A 19586-nucleotide genomic window follows, 5' to 3' on the forward strand; every position below is an offset into this window, starting at 1 on the left:
GATTCTTTGAAAAGTCTGTAGCAGCCGGGGCGGCGACGCGCGCCGCCCCGGTGCAAGGGACAGGGTCAGAACTTGGCCCGCACGCCGGCATAGAAGCGGCGGCCGATCGCGTCATAGGTCCCCGACGCGGTCGCGGCGTTGATGACATTGCCCGGCAGCCCCTGCCAGATCGCCGGCGCCTTCACGTTGAACAGATTGTTCGAGCCGACATAGAATTGATAGGCCTCGGACACATTCCATTTGAGCTGCAGGTCGGTGTAGACCTTGGGCGCGATGCGGAAGAACTTCTTGTCGGCGAGCGAACCGTCGGCGAGCAGGAAGCGGTTGCGATATTGATCGTCCAGATATTGCGGGCCGAGATACTGGTTCGAGAAGGTGATCCCGAATTCGCCGATCTCGTAATCGAAGGTCAGGCTGCCCTTGTCCTTCGGCGTGCCCACTTCGCCGAGCGTGGTGTCGATCGGGTCGCCCTCGAGCGGACGGCCGCCGTTCTTGAGCAGATGCGTCCACGCCGCGCTCATCGTCAGCGTGCCGCCGAAGAGCTGCTGGCGATAGCCGAGCGTGAAGTCGAGGCCCTCGGTGAAGGCACCGCCGCTGTTGACGAGGTCGCGGGTGATCAGTTCGATCGAGCCGACGCTGTACGGCGCCGCCGCCGCGTCGCGGCGATCGATGAACTGGCAGAAATCGTCGATCCCCGCGACGTAACATTTGCTGAGATAGACGTCAGCCGACGGCCGCGCGATCGCACCCTTCAGCTTGATGTTGAAATAATCGGCGGTGAAGACGAGGTTGCGCAGCGCGTCGATCGACACCGGGTTGATCACGACGCCCAGCGTGTAGGTCTTGCCCGTCTCCGGTTGGATATTGGCATTGCTGGTGCCGAGAACCGCGACGCCCTGCGTATCCGACTGGCTGAGCGTGAAGGTGCCGCCATTGGCGTTGATGTTCGCGAGGATCGAGGCATCGGCGCGGCACTTGATGCTCTTCGCGTCGTTGCTGGTCAGCGTCACGCCGACGCACGGGTCGTTGACCGTCGCAATGCCGACCGCACCCGGCGCGAAAAGCTCGCCGATATTGGGCGCGCGCACCGCATGCGCATAGACGGCGCGCAGGCGGATATCGCGGATCGGCGACCATTCGATGCCGCCGTTGTAGGCGTAGACCGTGCCGACGGTCGAATAGTCGGACACGCGGCCCGCGCCGCGGATCGTCAGGCTGCCCACCGCCGATTCCTTGAACACCGGGATCTGGATTTCGCCATAGGCTTCCTTGACGTCGAAGCTGCCCGCGGTGTCGGTCTGCTGGGTGAAGCCGTTGCGCGCGATGTTCGACAAGGGGTCGAAGATGTCGCGGCTCGACTCCTTGCGATATTCGGCGCCGACGGCGATCGCGATCGGCCCCGCAGGCAGGTCGAACAGCGAGCCGGTGAGGTTCGCCGACGCGACATTCTGCGTCTGCTTGGCGTTGTGGAGCAGGCTGGCCGCGACATATTTGACCGCCTCGGGCGACATCCTGCCGCGGCCATAGATGTCGATCGGCACGCAGCCCTCGGCGCGCGCCTCCGCGCTGGCGCAGACCGCGTCGGTGGTGCTGCCGTCGCGGTCGAAGTCGAAGACGTCGGTGATGACGTTCATCGCATTGGCGAAGCGGAACTGGTTCACCAGCCCCTGCATCTCCTGATTGAGCTTCGTCATGCCATATTGATAATAGACATTATAGCTCCACCGGTCGCTGAGGTCGCCCTCGGCACCCAGCACGACGCGGAAATTGTCGCGGTCGGTCGGCGCGATGCGCTGGCCGGGGGGGAAATCGGCCTGGCGGAGCGAGAAGGAGATGTCCTTGAAGCCGTCGCCGGTGCGGTCGGTCGCGGCGTTGAAGATCGCCGTCGGGACGAGCGGGTTGGCGACGCGCACGACCTGCCCGTTGGCGGGGTTCACCACATTCTGCTCGATGCCGAAGAAGCCGCTGGTGCCGCGGAACACGCCAAGCGCGCCGGCCGAGAGCAGCGGGCTCGGTTCGAAATAGGAGGTCGACTTGGTGTTGGCGTAAGTGCCCTCGACGAACAGGTTGATCTGGTCGCTGACCTCATAATTGGCGCGCGCCGCGAACATCCGGCGCTCGACCGGCGAGCTCAGTCCCAGGAAGGGCTCGCGGTTGAAGCCGTCGGTCGCGGAATTGAAGGGGCGCGCGACGCCATTGGCATCGACGGTGAAGTTGGTCGATCCCGCGGTGAAGGTGCCCGCCGGGACGACGCCCGAATATTGGATCACCGGCGTGAACAGATTCTGCGCCGCGGTCAGGTTGACGTCGTTGCGCTGGTTGGCACGCAATTGGGTGTTGCCGAGGCTGAAGAAATCCTCGCGCGTCCGCGCGCGGTCCTTGGCGAGCACGAGGCCCTGCTTGGTCCAGCCGGCATAGACCATGAAATTGCCGCGATCGTCGGCGAAATTCTGGCCGAGCGTGATGTTCGCCGAATATTGGTCGTCGTCGCCATATTGCGAGATGCCTGCCTGCGCGTTGACGAGCACGCCCTCGAAATTCTTCTTGTAGATGAAGTTCACGACGCCCGCGACCGCGTCCGAACCATAGACCGCCGAGGCGCCGCCGGTGAGTACGTCGACGCGCTCGATGAAGGGCGAGGGGATCATCGACAGGTCGACCTGCGAGGTGCCGGGCACGCCCGCGACGACGCGGCGTCCATCGATCAGCACGAGCGTGCGGTTGGCGCCGAGCCCGCGGAGGTTGACCGTCGCGACACCGACCTGCGCGATATTGTTGTTCGAGGTCGTGCGGCTCGACCCGGCGTTACCGAAGGCGGGGTTGGTCTGGAGCGCGTCCTGGACGTTGATCGTGCCGCGGTTCTCGAGCGTTTCGGACGACAGCACCTGGATCGGGCTGGGCGAGGTGAGGGTCGGGCTCTTGATGCGGCTGCCGGTGACGATGATCGGCGCGTCGACCGATGCCTCCTCGTCCGGCGGCGTCGCGTCCTGCGCGCCCGCAACTGTGGCGCCGAGGAACGCGAAGCTCGTGCCCGCCAGCAGCATGGCGCGGCGCATCGTGCGCATGGAACCCGATTGACCTTCAAATTTCTTCATCTTCCCTCTCCCTTTTCCTTGTCGTTGTTCCGGCTCAGCCGGTTATCCGGGTGATGGCATCGCGCCATCCGGTCCTGATTTCTGTGCGCGCGCAGCTCGCGAGCGCGGGCGTGAAGCGGTCGGTCGCCGCCGCCTCGCGCACCGCGGGCGCGATGCCCAAGGCTTCGCTCGCCATACGGGCGACGCCGATGGCGCCGGCCTCGGCGACCGCCGGGCGGACGATCTCGCAGCCGAGCATGTCGGCGAGCATCTGCATCAGCAGCGCGTTGCGCGTGCCGCCGCCGTCGACGAGCAACTCGCCGAAGCGCGTGCCGAGATCAGCCTCGATCGCCGCAAAGACGTCGCCGATCTGCAGCGCGATCGCCTCGATCGCGGCGCGGGCGATATGCGCGGGGCGGGTGCCGAGCGACATGCCGGAAATCTGCCCGCGCGCGTCGCTGCACCAGTGGGGTGCGCCAAGCCCTGCCAGCGCGGGCACGAAGACGACACCGCCATTGTCGGGCACTGTCTGCGCGAGGTCGGTGAGCGCCGCCTCGTCGGCGAGCCCCAGCAGCGCCGTCGCGAAGGCCGCGGCCTGCCCCGACACCGAGATATTGCCCTCGAGCGCATGCTGCACCGAGCCGCCGCGGCTCCATGCGATCGTCCCCGACAGCCCGTGCGCCGAGCGCACCCGGCCGTCGGTCGCGGTCATCAGCGAGCTGCCGGTGCCGATCGTCGCCTTGATCCCGCCGGGGGCGGTCAGCCCGTGGCCGAACAGGGCGGCGTGGCTGTCGCCGAGCATCGCATGCACGGGCGTCCCTTCGGGCAGCGCGGTCAGCCCCGGCGCGATGCTGCCGAAGCGGCTGTCCGACGAGCGGATTTCGGGGAGGATGGCGAGCGGCACGTCGAAGAGTTCGGCGAGCCGCGGGTCCCAGCCCAGCGTGTCGAGGTTGAACAGCTGGGTGCGCGAGGCATTGCTGTGGTCGGTCGCGTGCACCGCGCCGCCGGTGAGGTTCCACAGCAGCCAGCTGTCGACCGTGCCGCAGCGCAGCTCGCCCGCCGCGGCGCGCGCGCGGCCGTCGGGGACGGTGTCGAGCAGCCAAGCGATCTTCGCCGCGGGGAACAGCGGGTCGAGCCCCAGCCCGCTGCGCGCCGCGATCTCCTCGCCATGGCCCGCCGCACGCAGCGCCGCACAGCGCTCTTCGGAGCGGCGGCATTGCCAGATCACCGCAGGGGCGACGGGCTTGCCGGTGGCGGCTTCCCACAAGACGACCGTTTCGCGCTGGTTCGAAATCGCAAGCGCGGCGATCTGTGCTTCAGGCGCGGCGGCGACCGGTTCGGCGATCAGCGCCGCGACGGCTTCCCAGATATCCGACGCCGACTGCTCGGCCCAGCCCGAACGCGGATAGTCGATCCGCATCGGTCGCGCGCGCGACAGCAGCACCGACCCGTCGGCCGCGACCAGCAACGCCTTGGTGTTCGACGTGCCCTGATCGATGGCGAGGATGACGGGCTCGCGCATCGTCTCAGCCCCGCAGCGCCAGCATTTCGCGTGCCGCAGCTGCGATGCCTTCGGCTGTCAGCCCCGACCGTTCGAACAGCCAGTCGACCGACCCGGTCGGCTGGAAGCCGGCAAAACCCAGCATCCGCATCCGCACCGGCGCATGTTGCGCACAATATTCGGCGACCGCGCCGCCGAGCCCGCCATGCGCGAGCCCTTCTTCGGCGGTGACAATCGCACCCGTCGCGGCGGCGGCGGCGAGCGCGTCGGTGTCGAGCGGCGAAACCGTCGCCATATTGACGACGCGCGCGGCGACACCCTCGGCGGCGAGCGCTTCTGCAGCGGCCAATGCGCGATGCACCAGCGTGCCGTTGACGACGAGCGCGATATCGCCGCCCTCGCAGAGCGTCTCGGCCTTGCCGATCGCGAAGGCCGCACCCGCGGGACGCGCAAGTTCGGGCACCGGCATGCGGCTGATCTTGACATAGACCGGGCCGTCATGCGCCGCCGCGGCCTTGATCGCCGCCGCGGTTTCCCACGGGTCGGCGGGCACGATGACCGTCAATTTGTCGATCGCGCGCAGCCAGGCGATGTCCTCGATGCTGTGGTGCGTCGCGCCGAGTTCGCCATAGGCGACCCCCGACGAGATGCCGCAGAGCTTCACATTCTGCTCGCTGTAAGCGCAGTCGGCCTTGATCTGCTCCATCGCGCGCGCGGTCAGGAAGGAGCCCGCGCCGCTGACGAAGGGGATCTTCCCGCCGTTGGCGAGGCCGGCGCCGACGCCGACCATATTCTGCTCGGCGATGCCGACGTTGATCAGCCGGTCGGGAAAACGGTCGCGGAACTTGCCGAGCTTCGACGAGCCGACCGAGTCGTTGACCACCGCGACGATGCGGTTGTCGGCGGCGGCGAGTTCCTCGACCGCGCGGACATAGGCGTCGCGGCAATCGAACAGGCCGGCGGGGGCGTTGGCGGCGGCCATCACTTCATCTCCGCTTCGAGTTCGGCGCCAAGTTCTCTCAGCGCCTCAGCATATTGCTCGGCGTTGGGGACGCCGTGGTGCCAGCCGGCCTGGTCGCGCATGAAGCTGACCCCCTGCCCCTTGTGCGTGTCGGCGATGATCACGAGCGGCTTGTCGCGCGGCTCGGCGGCGGCATCGAAGGCGGCGAGCAGCGCCGCATGGTCGTGCCCGTCGACCCCGGCGACCTGCCAGCCGAAGGCGCGCCATTTGTCGGCGAGCGGTTCGAGGCTATTCGTATCTTCGGTCTTCGCGCCCTGCTGGAGGCGGTTGCGGTCGACGATCACGGTCAGCTTGCCGAGCCCGCGGTGCCCCGCGAACATCGCCGCTTCCCAGACGCTGCCTTCCTGCAATTCGCCGTCGCCGGTGAGGACGAAGGTCCGAAAGTCGGCGCCGTCGATCTGCCCCGCGACCGCAATCCCCACCGCAACCGGAAGGCCGTGGCCGAGCGGGCCGGTGTTGGTTTCGACCCCGGGCAGATAGGCGCGATTGGGGTGGCCGTTGAGCCGCGATCCGGGCTTCAGGTACGTGTCGAGCTCGGCCTCGGCGAAAAATCCGGCGCCCGCGAGCGCGGTATAAAGCGCGCCGGTACAATGGCCCTTGCTCATTACGAATCGGTCGCGGTCGAGCGCCGACGGCGCTTTCGGATCGATCCGTAAGATATCGAAATAGAGCGATGCGAGGATGTCGGCGGAGGAGAGATCGCCGCCCGGATGCCCCTGCCCCGCATCGACGATCATGCCCAGCAGGCGGCGGCGCATCCAGTTCGCACGCTCGCGAACGCGCTCAACGCGCGCGTTTTCGGCGCCAGAGCGCCCGCCAGACCGTGCGAGTCCCACCGTTTCCATCATCCTCTCCTGCGGCGCCCATAGCCCATATTGAATGTCGGCGCAATAAATAGTAATATTATATGCGATGTCGAATCATTCTTTCGATTTTTTTCGTTTTTTGGCGATATCGGCAAAAATTGACAAGAAACGAAAATCGAGGCTAGGAGAGGCGACCGTCATGAGAAGCGGCGGAGAAGCATGCAGGAGGGGTGATGCCGAGATCCTACGGCCCGTTCGCAGCCCAGCTTGGCGCCGCGCGCATCGCGGGAGGCAGTGCATGAGCGAGGGCCCGCGTTCGCGACTGCTCGGCGAGGCGCGCCGCGGCAAGATACTGGAATGGCTGCAGGAAGAAGGCAGCGCACGCGTGCGCAGCCTGGCCGAAGCCTTCGACGTGTCCGAAGTCACGGTGCGCCAGGACCTCGAGAAGCTGGAGGCCGAGGGGCACATCGTCCGCGAGCACGGCGGCGCCTTCCTGAAATCGGTGACGCAGCAGGTCCATTCGATGGCCCTGCAGCACAACCAGAATATGGACGCCAAGCAGCGCATCGGCCGCGCCGCCGCGGCGCTGGTCGGCGACGGCGAGAGCATCATCCTCGATTCGGGATCGACCACGACCGAGGTCGCAGCGAACCTGCTCGGCCGCCGCGACATGACCGTCGTGACCAACGCGCTCAACATCGCGCTGATGCTGGGCGCCGAGCCAGGGTTCGACGTCCATATGCCCGGCGGTCATTTCAAGGCGCCGACGCTGTCGCTGTCGGGCGAACGCTCGGCCGATTATTTCAGCGGACTCTTTGCTGAGAAACTGTTCCTCGCCACCGCGGCGATCGACCTCGACGCCGGGCTCACCTATCCGTCGCTGTCCGACATTTCGGTCAAGCGCGCGATGATCGACGCCGCGCGGCAGGTCATATTGGTCGCCGATTCGAGCAAGATCGGCGCGCGCAGCTTTTCCGCGCTCGGCGGCATCGACCTCATCGACATATTGGTCACCGACGATGGCATCGACAAGGCGCGCCACGCCGCCTTCGTCGCCGCCGGCGTCAAGGTGATCGTCGCCTGACCATCCAGACAAGCCCCCGAGAGGATTTTGAGAACATGAGCAAGCAACGCTATGGCGCCGGCATCTGGCACTTCGCCACCTATGTGGACCGCTACGCGACCGACGGCTACGGCCCCGCGCGCACGCTGATCGAGATGATCGACCTCGCCGGCCAGGTCGACGACCTGTCGGTGGTCGACATCAACTACCCCTTCGCCGATCCCGCGCTGTCGCTCGACACGATCGAGGCGGCGCTCAAGCGCAACAATTTGTCGGTCATCGGCATCACCCCCGAAATCTATACGCGGCAGTTCGCCAAGGGCGCCTTCACCAGCCCCGACCCCGGCATCCGCCGCCTCGCCAACGAAATGTGCAACGACGCCGCCAATGTCGTGCGCCGCTTCGGCGCCGATTATGTCAAGCTGTGGCCCGGGCAGGACGGCTGGGACTATCCCTTCCAGGTCGACCACAAGAAGCTCTGGCAGCAGAGCGTCGAGGGCATCGGCGAGCTCGCGAGCCAGAACCCCGACCTCAAATTCGTGATCGAGTACAAGCCGCGCGAGCCGCGCTGCCACATGAGCTACGACAGCATGGCGCGCACGCTGCTGGGAATCGAGAAGATGGGGCAGCCCAATGTCGGCATCCTGCTCGACTTCGGCCATTCGCTCTATGGCGGCGAAAGTCCCGCCGACGCGGCGCAGCTTGCGATCGACCATGGCCGGCTGTTCGGCATGGACGTGAACGACAATTTCCGCAGCTGGGACGACGACCTCGTCGCCGGATCGGTGCACCCGATCGAGCTGTTCGAATTCTTCTACACGCTCCGCAAGAACAAGTGGGAAGGCGTGTGGCAGCTCGACCAATTCCCCTTCCGCGAGGACAGCGTCGCGACCGCGAACAGTGCGATCGGCTTCCTGAAGGCGGTCGAGCGCGCGCTCGACAAGCTCGATTTCGAGGCGATGCAGAAGGCGCAGGACCAGCATGATGCGATCACCGCGCTCAACCTCGCGCGCCAGGCGCTTTTCAGCTCCTTCTGATAGGGTGACTTCGTGATCATCTCCTCGGCCCAGGATTTCCGCGAAGCGGCACGGCGGCGCATCCCGCGCTTCCTGTTCGATTATGCCGACGGCGGCGCCTATGCCGAGGAGACGCTACGCCGCAACGTCGGCGACCTTGCCGGCATTGCGCTCCGCCAGCGGGTGCTGCGCGATGTCGCGTCGATCGACCTCAAGACCAGCTTGTTCGGGCGCGAGATCGCCCTCCCCGTCGCGCTGGCGCCGGTCGGGATCAGCGGCATGTACGCGCGCCGGGGCGAAGTGCAGGCGGCGCGCGCGGCGAAGGCGGCGGGCATCCCCGCTTGTCTCTCGACCGTGTCGATCTGCCCGATCGCCGATGTCGCCAAGGCAGCCGACCCCTTCTGGTTCCAGCTCTATGTGCTGCGCGACCGCGGCTTCATGAAGGAGCTGATCGCGACCGCCAAGGCGGCGGGAGCCGAAGCTTTGGTCTTCACCGTAGACATGCCCGTCCCCGGCGCGCGCTACCGCGACGCGCATTCGGGCATGTCGGGGCCCAATGCGCCGCTGCGCCGCGTGATCCAGGCGATGCTCAAACCGCGCTGGGCATGGGACGTCGGGCTGTGGGGCCGCCCCCACACGCTGGGCAATCTCGGCCCGGTGCTCGGCGACAAGAATGGGCTCGACGATTATATGGGCTGGATCGGAGCCAATTTCGATCCGTCGATCCAGTGGAAGGATCTCGACTGGATCCGCGCCGAGTGGAACGGTCCACTGGTCCTGAAGGGCATCCTCGACCCCGAAGACGCGCGCGAGGCCGCGGCGATCGGCGCCGACGGCATCGTCGTGTCGAACCATGGCGGACGCCAGCTCGACGGCGTGCCGTCGAGCGCGCGCGCGCTGCCCACGATCGCCGACGCGGTGGGCGACCGGCTGACCGTGCTCGCCGACGGCGGGGTGCGAAATGGCCTCGACGTGGTGCGCATGCTCGCGCTCGGCGCGAAAGGCGTGCTGCTCGGCCGCGCCTGGCTGTGGGCGCTCGCGGCGGGGGGCGAGGCGGGTGTCGCCAAGCTGCTCGAACTGATCGCCAAGGAAATGACGGTCGCGATGACGCTGACCGGGGTCAACCGGATCGACGCGATTGATCGTTCGATCCTCGCAGAGGATATGAAATGAAGCTTCTCGAAGGCAAGACCGTGCTGATCACCGGCGGCTCGACCGGCATCGGCCGCGCCGCCGCGATCGGCGCCGCGCAGCACGGCGCCAATGTCGCGATCAACTATGCGTCGAGCGACGACAAGGCCGCCTCGTGCATCGCCGAGATCGAGGCAATCGGGCAAAGGGGCCTTGCCGTGAAGGGCGACGTCGCATTGCCCGAAACCGCGACCGAGTTCGTCGCCAAGGCGGTCGAAGCCTTCGGCCGCGTCGACGTGATGGTGTCGAACGCGGGCATCTGCCCCTTCCACGCCTTTCTCGACATGCCCGTCGAGACGGTCGACCGCACCTTTCGCGTCAACCTCCACGGCGCCTATTATATGGTGCAGGCGGCAGCGAACCGCATGGTCGAACAGGGCGGCGGCGGCGCGATCGTCGCGGTGTCGTCGATCTCGGCGCTCGTCGGCGGCGAATATCAGACGCATTACACCCCGACCAAGGCGGGGGTGCACAGCCTGATGCAATCGGCGGCGATCGCGCTCGGCAAGCATGGCATCCGCTGCAATTCGGTGCTGCCAGGAACGATCCTGACCGAGATCAACAAGGACGATCTCGCCGACCTCGACAAGGTCCGCTACATGGAGAGCCGCACCCCGCTCGGCCGTCTCGGCCAGCCCGAGGATCTCGCCGGACCGATCGTCTTCCTCGCCTCCGAGATGGCGGCCTATGTCACCGGCGCGGCGCTTCTCGTCGATGGCGGGATGTTCGTGAACCTGCAATAAGGCGCGATGTCCCTCGTCATGCCCCTGCCAGATGCCGCGACGATCGCGCGGCGCGGCGAGATCGCCGCCGCAATGCGCGCGATCGTGCCGGGCGAGGGTGTGATCGACGACGACGATGCACTGCGTCCCTATGAAAGCGATGCGCTGACCGCCTATCGCCAGCCGCCGTTGCTGGTGGTGCTGCCCGAGACGGTCGAACAGGTCGCGGCGGTGCTCGCCTGGTGTCACAAGAACCGGGTCAAGGTCGTGCCGCGCGGCGCGGGGACCTCGCTCTCGGGCGGCGCGCTGCCGCTCGCCGACGCGGTGCTGCTCGGCATGGCGAAGTTCAACCGCGTGCTCGACATCGACTATGCCGACCGCGTCGCGGTGGTGCAGCCGGGCGTCACCAACCTCGCGATCACGCGTGCGGTAGAAGGCGCGGGCTTCTATTACGCCCCCGACCCATCGAGCCAGATCGCCTGCACAATCGGCGGCAATGTCGCCGAAAATTCGGGCGGGGTGCATTGCCTGAAATATGGGCTCACCACCAACAATGTGCTCGGGGTCGAGCTGGTCACGATCGAGGGCGAGGTGATCCGCCTCGGCGGGCGCGGGCTCGAACCCGCGGGGCTCGATCTGCTCGGGCTGATCGTCGGCTCCGAAGGGCTGCTCGGCGTGGTCACCGAAGTCATCGTGCGCATATTGCCGCGCCCCGAGACCGCGAAGGCGCTGCTGATCGGTTTCGACAGCGTCGAGGGCGCGGGGCGCTGCGTCGCCGAAATCATCGCGGGCGGCATCATCCCCGCGGGCATGGAGATGATGGACCGTCCCGCGATCCACGCCGCCGAGGCCTTCGTGAACGCCGGCTACCCGCTCGACGTCGAGGCGCTGCTGATCGTCGAGCTCGACGGGCCCGGTGCCGAATGCACGCATCTGGTCGGCGAGGTCGAGGCGATCGCGCGGAGGAACGGCGCGGTGTCGCTGCGCACCTCCGCGAACGACGACGAGCGCGCCGCCTTTTGGGCGGGGCGCAAGGCCGCCTTCCCCGCCGCGGGGCGCATTTCGCCCGACTATTATTGCATGGACGGCACCATCCCGCGCCGGCGCCTGCCCGAGGTGCTGGCGCGGATGCGCGAACTGTCGGAGCAATATGGGCTGGGGGTGATCAACGTCTTCCACGCGGGCGACGGCAATCTCCACCCGCTGATCCTTTACGACGCGAACCAGCCCGGCCAGCTCGAAAAGGCCGAGGCGTTCGGCGCCGACATAGTGCGGCTGTGCGTCGCCGTGGGCGGCGTGCTGACCGGCGAGCATGGCGTCGGGGTCGAGAAGCGCGACCTGATGCCCGAGATGTTTTCCGAGGTTGACCTGGCGCACCAGCAGCGCGTCAAATGCGCCTTCGACCCCGAATTGCTGCTCAACCCCGGGAAGATGTTCCCGCAGCTTCATCGCTGCGCGGAGCTGGGGCGGATGCATGTGCATCGGGGCGAAGTCGCCTTTCCGGACCTGCCGCGCTTCTGATGCTGCGTCCCGCGAACATCGAGGAATTGTGCGAGATCGTGGCGGCGGGCGGCAAGCTGCGGCTGCGCGGCGGGGGCAGCAAGGACGCGATCGGCGCGCCGACGCCCGACGCGACCGTCGTCGACATGCGCGGCTTTGCGGGGGTGGTCGATTACGACCCGCCCGAGCTGGTGCTGACCGTCGGCGCGGGCATCCCGCTTGCCGAGGTGCAGGCGCTGGTCGCTGCCGAAGGGCAGATGCTGGCCTTCGATCCTTTCGACCATGGCGCGATGCTCGGCGGCACCACCGGCGACGCGACGATCGGCGGCGTGATCGCTGCGGGCGTGTCGGGACCGGGGCGGCTGAGCGGCGGCGCGGCGCGCGACCATCTGCTGGGCTTCACCGCGGTGTCGGGGCGCGGCGAGCGTTTTGTCGCGGGCGCGAAAGTGGTCAAGAATGTGACCGGCTACGACCTGTCGAAGCTGGTGACGGGCAGCTGGGGGCGGCTCGCCGCGCTCACCGAGGTGACGCTGAAAGTCCTGCCCGCGCCGCGCGAGCGCCGGACATTGGTCGTGCGCGGGCTCGATCCCGCGGCGGCGGTGGCACGCATGGCCGAGGCGCTGGGCTCGGCCGCCGAGGTGTCGGCGGCGGCCCACCTTCCCGATTGGCAGGGCACGGCGGTCACCGCGCTGCGGCTCGACGGATTTCCGCCGTCGATCGCGGCGCGCGCGGCGATGCTGCCGGACTTCACTGCGGTTCCCGACGGCGAGACCTTGTGGGAAGCGGTGCGCTTTGCAAGCCCCCTGCCCGCCGACCGGCCATTGTGGCGCGTCATCGTCGCGCCAAGCCGCGCGCCGGGCGTGGTCGCCGCGCTGCCCGGCGCCGACTGGCTGTTCGACTGGGCGGGCGGGCTCGTCTGGCTCGCGAGCGAGATCGATCCGCGTGCGGTCGCCGAGGCGGCAGGCGGGCACGCGATGCTGATGCGCGCCGACGCGGCGATGCGGACCGCGGTGCCGACGCTCCACCCGCAGCCCGCCGCGCTTGCCGCGCTCGAAGCGCGGGTGCGACGCGCCTTCGATCCCGCAGGTGTGTTCGAGACGGGGCGCTTGTAGATGCAGACGCATTTTTCGCCCGAACAGCTTGCCGACCCGGCGATGGCGTCGTCCGAGGGCGTGATCCGCAAATGCGTGCATTGCGGCTTCTGCACCGCTACCTGCCCGACCTATGCCTTGCTCGGCGACGAACTCGACAGCCCGCGCGGGCGGATCTACCTGATCAAGGACATGCTCGAGAATGAGCGGGCGCCGAGCGCCGAGGTGGTCAAGCATGTCGACCGCTGCCTGTCGTGCCTGTCGTGCATGACGACCTGCCCCTCGGGCGTGAACTACATGCACCTGGTCGACCATGCGCGCGCCTATATCGAGGAGCGCTATGCGCGGCCGTGGTACGAGCGGGTGGTGCGGCGCGTGCTCGCGGCGGTGCTGCCCTATCCGGGGCGGTTCCGGCTGGCGCTCGATGCCGCGGCGCTCGCAAAGCCGCTGGCGCCGCTGTTCGCGAAACTGCCCGGATTGAAGCCGCTGGGGGCGATGCTGGCACTGGCCCCGCGGCGGGTGCCGGGGGAGCGACCTGCGCGATCTTCATGCATATCGCATAGCAAGGGGCGTGTCGCGTTGCTGCGGGGGTGCGCCGAACCGGTGCTGCGGCCCGAGTTCCAGGATGCGGCGATTCGCCTTTTGAATCGAATTGGTTACGATACGATCTTTGCGCCCGGCGAAGGCTGCTGCGGCGCGCTCGTCCATCATATGGGGCGCGAGGGCGACAGCCTCGACGCGGCGCGGCGCAATGTCGATGCGTGGATGCGCGAGATCGAGGCGGGTGGGCTCGAAGCGATCCTCGTCACCGCGTCGGGCTGCGGCACGATGATCAAGGATTATGGCTTCATGCTGCGCGGCGATGCGGCCTATGCCGCGAAGGCGGCGCGGGTTTCGGCGCTGGCGAAGGACGTCAGCGAATTTCTCGCCGAGGTCGATCTGCCCGCGGGCGACGGGCGCGGGCTAGTCGTCGCCTATCATGCCGCCTGCTCGCTGCAGCATGGGCAGAAGGTCGTCGATGCGCCGAAGCGCCTGCTGGCCGCGGCGGGCTACACAGTGCGCACGCCCGCCGAGGCGCATCTCTGCTGCGGGTCGGCGGGGACGTATAATATCCTGCAACCCGAAATCGCGGGGCAGCTCGGTGACCGCAAGGCCGCGCATCTCGATCGCCTCGACGCCGACGTCATCGCGACGGGCAATATCGGCTGCGCGACGCAGATCGGCCTGCGCACGGGCACGCCGGTGGTCCATATGGTGGAGCTGCTCGACTGGGCCACCGGCGGACCCATGCCCGCGGCGCTGGCCGGGCAAAATATCGGGAACGGCGCTTGACCAATTAATACTATTATATGTATAAACATTCCTCGATAGCAAAGCGGCCACGCCGCGTCGGGGAGAGTGACGAAGATGAAAGCCGGCCTTGCCCTGCTCGCCGCCTTGGCGACCACGCTGGCAGCCCCCGCCGCCGCGCAGGACAAGACCCCGCCGCTCGGCGTTTCCGCCAACGGCCGCTATCTCGAAGCGGGCGGCAAGCCCTTCTTCTGGCTGGGCGACACCGCCTGGTTGCTCCTGAGCCGCCTCGACCGCGACGAGACCGAACGCTATCTCGCGACGCGCCAGCGGCAGGGTTTCAACGTCGTGCAGGTCATGCTGCTGCACACGCCCAAGATGACGAGCCGCTATGCCGCGCCCGCGCTGGTCGAGGGCGATCCCGGCCGCCCGCGCACGACCCCCGGCGCCGATCCGGCCAGGCCCGGCGAATATGATTATTGGGACCATCTCGACTGGGTGGTCGAGCGCGCCGCGGCGCATGGCATTTATGTCGCGATGGTCCCCGCCTGGGGCGACCTCGCGATGGACCGCCAGCTCACCGTCGAGAACGCCCCAGCCTATGGCCGCTTCCTCGCCGAACGCTATGGCAAGAAGCCGAACATCATCTGGCTGAACGGCGGCGACACGCGGTCCGAGATGCGCAGCGCGGTGTGGGATGTGCTCGGCACGACGATCAAGACCATCGCGCCCAAGCAACTGATGACCTTCCACCCGATCGGCCGCACGACCTCTTCGTGGCAGTGGCACGACGCGCCGTGGCTCGACTTCAACATGTTCCAGTCGGGGCACCGCAGCTATGCACAGGAAGGCCCGAACGCGATCGCCGAGGATAATTGGCGCTATGTCGCGCAGGATATGGCGCGCATCCCCGCAAAACCGACGATCGACGGCGAGCCGAGCTACGAAAATATCCCGCACGGGCTGCACGAGGAAAAGCAGCCGCGCTGGACCGCCGCCGACGTCCGCCGTTACGGCTGGTGGTCGGTGATGGCGGGCGCATTCGGCCACACCTATGGCGAGAACAACGTCATGCAGATGTTCCTGCCCGGCGCCGACACCGCCAATTTCGAGCCCACGCTGCCCTGGTACGACGCGCTGGAAGCCCCGGGTGCGGCGGGCGCCGGCCAGATGCACCACCTGCGCGCGCTGATCGAGGCGCGGCCGATGCTCGAGCGCGTGCCCGACCAGTCGCTGATCGTCGACAATGGGGTGCGTTACGACCGCATCCTCGCGAGCCGCGGCACGAACTACGCCTTCGCCTACAGCTACACCGGCCGGCCCTTCACGGTGCGGCTGGGCACGATCGCGGGCAAGAGGATCACCGCGACCTGGTATTCGCCGCGCGACGGCTCGGCCGTCCCCGCGGGCAGCTTCGACAACCGCGGCTCGCGCCGCTTCGACCCGCCCGGCGACACCGCGCCGGGCAATGACTGGACACTCGTGCTCGACGATGCGGCGGCGGGCTTCGCCGCGCCCGGTCGCGCGCAATAAGGGGCGGATTTTGAATATCGTGAACAAGATCGACGGAACGACGACGGCGAGCCTGCCCCGGATCAAGCATGTCCGCGCCTATACCGTGCGCGGCGGCGGCGCCGATTATCACGACCAGGCGGAGGGTCACTGGATCGACGACCATATCGCGACCCCGATGGCGCGCTATCCCGAATATCGCGCGTCGCGGCAGAGCTTCGGCATCAACGTGCTCGGCACTTTGGTCGTCGAGCTGGAGGCCGAGGACGGCACGATCGGCTTTGCGGTGACCACCGGCGGCGAGCCCGCCTGCTTCATCGTCGAAAAGCATCTGGCGCGCTTCCTGATCGGCCGCAGCCCCGCCGAATATGAGAAGATCTGGGACCAGATGTATTTCGCGACCCAATATTATGGGCGCAAGGGGCTGGTCGTGAACGCGATCTCGGGGGTCGACCTCGCGATCTGGGACCTGCTCGGCAAGCTGCGCGGCGAGCCCGTCTATCATATGCTGGGCGGCGCGGTGCGCGACGAGATGCAATTCTACGCCACCGGCGCGCGCCCCGACCTGGCCAAGGAAATGGGCTTCATCGGCGGCAAGCTGCCGCTGCACCACGGCCCCGCCGAGGGGCTCGCGGGCATGGACAAGAATATCGCGCTGCTCGCCGACATGCGCGCGAAATGCGGCAGTGATTTCTGGCTGATGTACGATTGCTGGATGAGCCTGGACATCGATTATGCGACGCGGCTCGCGCAGCGTGCCTGGCACGAATGCGGGCTGAAATGGATCGAGGAAGCGCTCTCGCCCGACGATTATTGGGGCTATGCGCAGCTCAGGAAGAACGCGCCCAAGGGGCTGCTGGTCACCACCGGCGAGCATGAGGCGACGCGCTGGGGCTTTCGCATGCTGATGGACATGGAATGCTGCGACATCATCCAGCCCGACGTCGGCTGGTGCGGCGGGGTGACCGAACTGATCAAGATCGCCAACTATGCCGACAGCAAGGGTGTGCTGATGATCCCGCACGGATCGTCGGTGTACAGCTATCATTTCGTCATCACGCGGCACAATTCGCCCTTCGCCGAATTCCTGATGATGCACCCCGGCCCGACCGAGGTGGTGCCGATGTTCGCGCCGCAGCTGCTGGGCGAGCCGGTGCCGAAGAACGGCCGCATCCGCGCGAGCGAGCTCGACAAGCCGGGCTTCGGCGTCGAACTCAACCGCGACATCGCGCTGCATCGCCCCTATCCCAACGACTGATCCCTAAGAGACAAGGACAAGCCATGAAACTCTGCCGCTATGGCGCCGCGGGCGCCGAAAAGCCCGGGCTGATCGACGCCGAGGGCCGTATCCGCGACCTGAGCGGACATGTTGCCGACATCGACGCGCTCGCGATCGGCCAGCCCGGCCTCGCCGCGCTCGGCGAAATCGACCCCGCGTCGCTGCCGCTGGTCGAGGGCGAGGTGCGCTACGGGGCGTGCGTGACCGGCACGCGGCATTTCGTGGCGATCGGCCTCAACTATGCCGACCATGCCGCGGAGTCGAACCTGCCGATCCCGGCCGAGCCCGTGGTGTTCAACAAATGGGTGAGCTGCATCCAGGGGCCGAACGATCCGGTGACGATCCCCAAGGATTCGCTCAAGACCGACTGGGAGGTCGAGCTGGGCGTCGTGATCGGCACGCGCGCCTCTTATGTGTCCGAGGCCGACGCGCTGAGCCATGTCGCCGGCTATTGCGTGATCAACGACGTGTCCGAGCGCCACTGGCAGCAGGAACGCGGCATGACCTGGGACAAGGGCAAGGGTTTCCCGACCTTCGGCCCCGTCGGCCCGTGGCTGGTTACCGCCGACGAGGTCGGCGATCCGCAGGACCTGTCGATGTGGCTGTCGGTCAACGGCCAGAAGTTGCAGGACGGCAATACGAAGACGATGATCTTCACCGTCGCCGAGATCATCGCTTATTGCTCGCAGTTCATGACGCTGGAGCCCGGCGACATCATCACCACCGGCACCCCGCCGGGCGTCGGGCTGGGGCAGAAGCCCGAGCCCTGGTATCTGAAGGCCGGCGATGTCGTCGAACTGGGCATCGAGAAGCTGGGCGCGCAGCGCCAGGACTTCGTCGCGTGGAAGCCCGCGGCATGAGCGCCTATGCGGGCCGTTTTGCGGGACGCAGTGCGATCGTCACAGGCGGCGCGTCGGGCCTGGGCAAGGCAGTCGCGGCGCGCATCGTCGCCGAGGGCGGCACGGTCGCCTTGTGGGACCTGAACGCCGACGCGCTCGCCGCGGCGAAGGACGAGACTGGCGCAAGCGACGTGCAGGCGCTCGACGTGTCGGACCTCGCCGCGGTCGAGGGTGCGGCGGCGGCGAGCCATGCCGCGCTCGGCAAGATCGACATCCTCGTCTGTTCGGCGGGGATCACCGGCGCGACGGTGCCGGTGCACGAATTCCCCGTCGACAGCTGGCTGCGCGTGTTCGACATCAACGTCAACGGGCTCTTCTATTGCAACCGCGCGGTGGTGCCGCTGATGCTCGAAGCCGGCTATGGCCGCATCGTCAACGTCTCGTCGGTCGCGGGCAAGGAGGGCAATCCCAACGCCAGCGCCTATTCGGCGTCGAAGGCGGCGGTGATCGGGCTGACCAAGTCGCTGGGCAAGGAACTCGCCGGCAAGGGCGTCATCGCCAACGCGCTGACCCCCGCGACCTTCGAGAGCCCGATCCTCGCGCAATTGCCGCAGAGCCAGGTCGACTATATGCGCTCGAAGATTCCGATGGGGCGCCTGGGCGAAGTGCAGGAGAGCGCGGCAATGGTGTGCTTCATGGCGAGCGAGGAATGCAGCTTCACCACTGCGAGCACCTTCGACACCTCGGGTGGCCGGACGACCTTCTGATATGAAGGCGCGCCCGCCCCTGGTCGATCCGCACGTCCATCTGTGGGACCTGGCGCATATCCGCTATCCGTGGCTGACCGGGCCGTTCGACACCGACAACCCCAATGGCAGCGTCGAGCCGATCGCGGTCGACTATCCGCTCGATGCCTATCTGGCCGATGCGGCGAAGTGGGACGTACGCGGGATCGTGCATATCGACGCGGGGGCCGATCCGGCCGATGCGCTCAAGGAGACCGAATGGTTGCAGGGGCTGGCCGACGCGCGCGGCCTGCCGAGCGGGATCGTCGCGTTCGCGGCGCTCGACGATCCCGAGGTCGAGCGGCTGCTCGCGGCGCATATCGAGCACCGCAACGTCCGCGGCATCCGGCATATCGTCAACTGGCATCGGGACCCGGCGCGGAGTTATTCGCCCGCCGACGTCACGACGTCGAGCGCGTGGATGCGGGGCTTTGCGCTGCTGAAGCGCTTCGGGCTGAGCTTCGATTTGCAGGCCTATCCGGGGCAGTTCGGCCATCTGGCCGCGCTGATCGCCAAACACCCCGATACGCAGGTGATCGTCAACCATATGGGGATGGCGATCCCGGGCGACGAGGACGGCTGGGACGAATGGCGGCGCGGGATGGCCGGCCTTGCGGCGCTGCCCAATGTCGCGTGCAAGATTTCGGGCATGGGGTTCACCTGGCGGCCGTGGGACGCGGAGCAGGCACGCACTTACGTGCTCGAGACGATCGCGATGTTCGGCACCGGCCGCGCGATGTTCGCGAGCAACTTCCCGACCGACAAATTGTTCGGCAGCTTCGACAAGCACTTCGACGCCTATGACGCGATCACCGCCGATTTTTCGGACGACGAGCGCGCCGCCCTGTTCGGCGGCAATGCCAACCGCATCTACCGGCTCGGGATCGAGCTCTAGC

The 19586-nt window shown here is 67.3% G+C and carries 16 protein-coding genes; 12 read left to right on the forward strand and 4 right to left on the reverse strand.

Features of this window, described 5'->3' with window-relative positions; translation table 11 throughout:
• Window positions 1-65: 65 nt before the first annotated feature.
• The 4 genes from ATE62_RS04015 to ATE62_RS04030 are packed head-to-tail and all read right to left on the reverse strand — an operon-like array spanning window position 66 to window position 6354.
• The gene (locus ATE62_RS04015) at window positions 66-3095 is read right to left on the reverse strand and encodes a TonB-dependent receptor domain-containing protein (protein WP_058818430.1); all 3030 of its coding nucleotides are present in this window, start codon (window positions 3093-3095) and stop codon (window positions 66-68) included.
• Between the two features lie 34 nt (window positions 3096-3129).
• Window positions 3130-4596: an FGGY family carbohydrate kinase gene (locus ATE62_RS04020; protein ID WP_058807010.1), complete on the reverse strand. Its 1467-nt coding sequence runs from the start codon at window positions 4594-4596 to the stop codon at window positions 3130-3132.
• A 4-nt stretch (window positions 4597-4600) separates the two neighbouring features.
• On the reverse strand, window positions 4601-5557 hold the full coding sequence (locus ATE62_RS04025) for a transketolase family protein (RefSeq protein ID WP_058807009.1): 957 nt from the start codon (window positions 5555-5557) through the stop codon (window positions 4601-4603).
• Window positions 5557-6354 carry a transketolase gene (locus ATE62_RS04030; RefSeq protein ID WP_231736086.1) on the reverse strand — a complete coding sequence of 266 codons (798 nt, stop codon included), beginning with the start codon at window positions 6352-6354 and terminating at the stop codon, window positions 5557-5559. Before ATE62_RS04030 ends, ATE62_RS04025 begins: the two co-directional genes overlap by 1 nt.
• A 346-nt stretch (window positions 6355-6700) precedes the next feature.
• On the opposite strand from ATE62_RS04030, the gene ATE62_RS04035 reads away from it, so the two are divergent.
• The 12 genes from ATE62_RS04035 (at window position 6701) to ATE62_RS04090 (ending at window position 19585) form a co-directional block, all read left to right on the forward strand.
• Window positions 6701-7486, forward strand: coding sequence for a DeoR/GlpR family DNA-binding transcription regulator (locus tag ATE62_RS04035; RefSeq protein WP_197411609.1), 786 nt, complete (start codon window positions 6701-6703; stop codon window positions 7484-7486).
• A gap of 35 nt (window positions 7487-7521) precedes the next feature.
• Window positions 7522-8502: a sugar phosphate isomerase/epimerase family protein gene (locus tag ATE62_RS04040; RefSeq protein ID WP_058807007.1), complete on the forward strand. Its 981-nt coding sequence runs from the start codon at window positions 7522-7524 to the stop codon at window positions 8500-8502.
• A gap of 12 nt (window positions 8503-8514) precedes the next feature.
• Window positions 8515-9654: an FMN-dependent L-lactate dehydrogenase LldD gene (gene lldD, locus ATE62_RS04045; protein WP_058807006.1), complete on the forward strand. Its 1140-nt coding sequence runs from the start codon at window positions 8515-8517 to the stop codon at window positions 9652-9654.
• Window positions 9651-10415, forward strand: coding sequence for an SDR family NAD(P)-dependent oxidoreductase (locus ATE62_RS04050; protein WP_058807005.1), 765 nt, complete (start codon window positions 9651-9653; stop codon window positions 10413-10415). The genes lldD and ATE62_RS04050 overlap by 4 nt, the downstream gene beginning before the upstream one ends.
• An 18-nt stretch (window positions 10416-10433) precedes the next feature.
• Window positions 10434-11915 carry an FAD-linked oxidase C-terminal domain-containing protein gene (locus ATE62_RS04055; RefSeq protein ID WP_231736089.1) on the forward strand — a complete coding sequence of 494 codons (1482 nt, stop codon included), beginning with the start codon at window positions 10434-10436 and terminating at the stop codon, window positions 11913-11915.
• Entirely contained in the window at window positions 11915-13006 is a 1092-nt protein-coding gene (locus tag ATE62_RS04060) for an FAD-binding protein (RefSeq protein ID WP_058807003.1), read from the forward strand. Before ATE62_RS04055 ends, ATE62_RS04060 begins: the two co-directional genes overlap by 1 nt.
• A complete protein-coding gene (glcF, locus tag ATE62_RS04065) occupies window positions 13007-14317 on the forward strand; it encodes a glycolate oxidase subunit GlcF (protein ID WP_058807002.1) in 1311 nt (436 codons plus the stop codon).
• A 75-nt stretch (window positions 14318-14392) separates the two neighbouring features.
• On the forward strand, window positions 14393-15808 hold the full coding sequence (locus ATE62_RS04070) for a glycoside hydrolase family 140 protein (RefSeq protein WP_082662585.1): 1416 nt from the start codon (window positions 14393-14395) through the stop codon (window positions 15806-15808).
• A gap of 19 nt (window positions 15809-15827) precedes the next feature.
• Entirely contained in the window at window positions 15828-17045 is a 1218-nt protein-coding gene (rhmD, locus tag ATE62_RS04075; RefSeq protein WP_231736092.1) for an L-rhamnonate dehydratase, read from the forward strand.
• Window positions 17046-17068: 23 nt separating this feature from the next.
• Window positions 17069-17926 carry a fumarylacetoacetate hydrolase family protein gene (locus ATE62_RS04080; RefSeq protein WP_058807001.1) on the forward strand — a complete coding sequence of 286 codons (858 nt, stop codon included), beginning with the start codon at window positions 17069-17071 and terminating at the stop codon, window positions 17924-17926.
• Window positions 17923-18672, forward strand: a complete 750-nt coding sequence (locus ATE62_RS04085; protein WP_058807000.1) for an SDR family NAD(P)-dependent oxidoreductase — start codon at window positions 17923-17925, stop codon at window positions 18670-18672. The genes ATE62_RS04080 and ATE62_RS04085 overlap by 4 nt, the downstream gene beginning before the upstream one ends.
• Window position 18673: 1 nt before the next feature.
• Window positions 18674-19585 (forward strand): amidohydrolase family protein, encoded by a 912-nt coding sequence (locus ATE62_RS04090; RefSeq protein ID WP_058806999.1) that lies wholly within the window; start codon window positions 18674-18676, stop codon window positions 19583-19585.
• Window position 19586: the final 1 nt, after the last annotated feature.

The organism is Sphingopyxis sp. HIX (genome assembly GCF_001468285.1).
Taxonomy (GTDB): Bacteria; Pseudomonadota; Alphaproteobacteria; order Sphingomonadales; family Sphingomonadaceae; genus Sphingopyxis.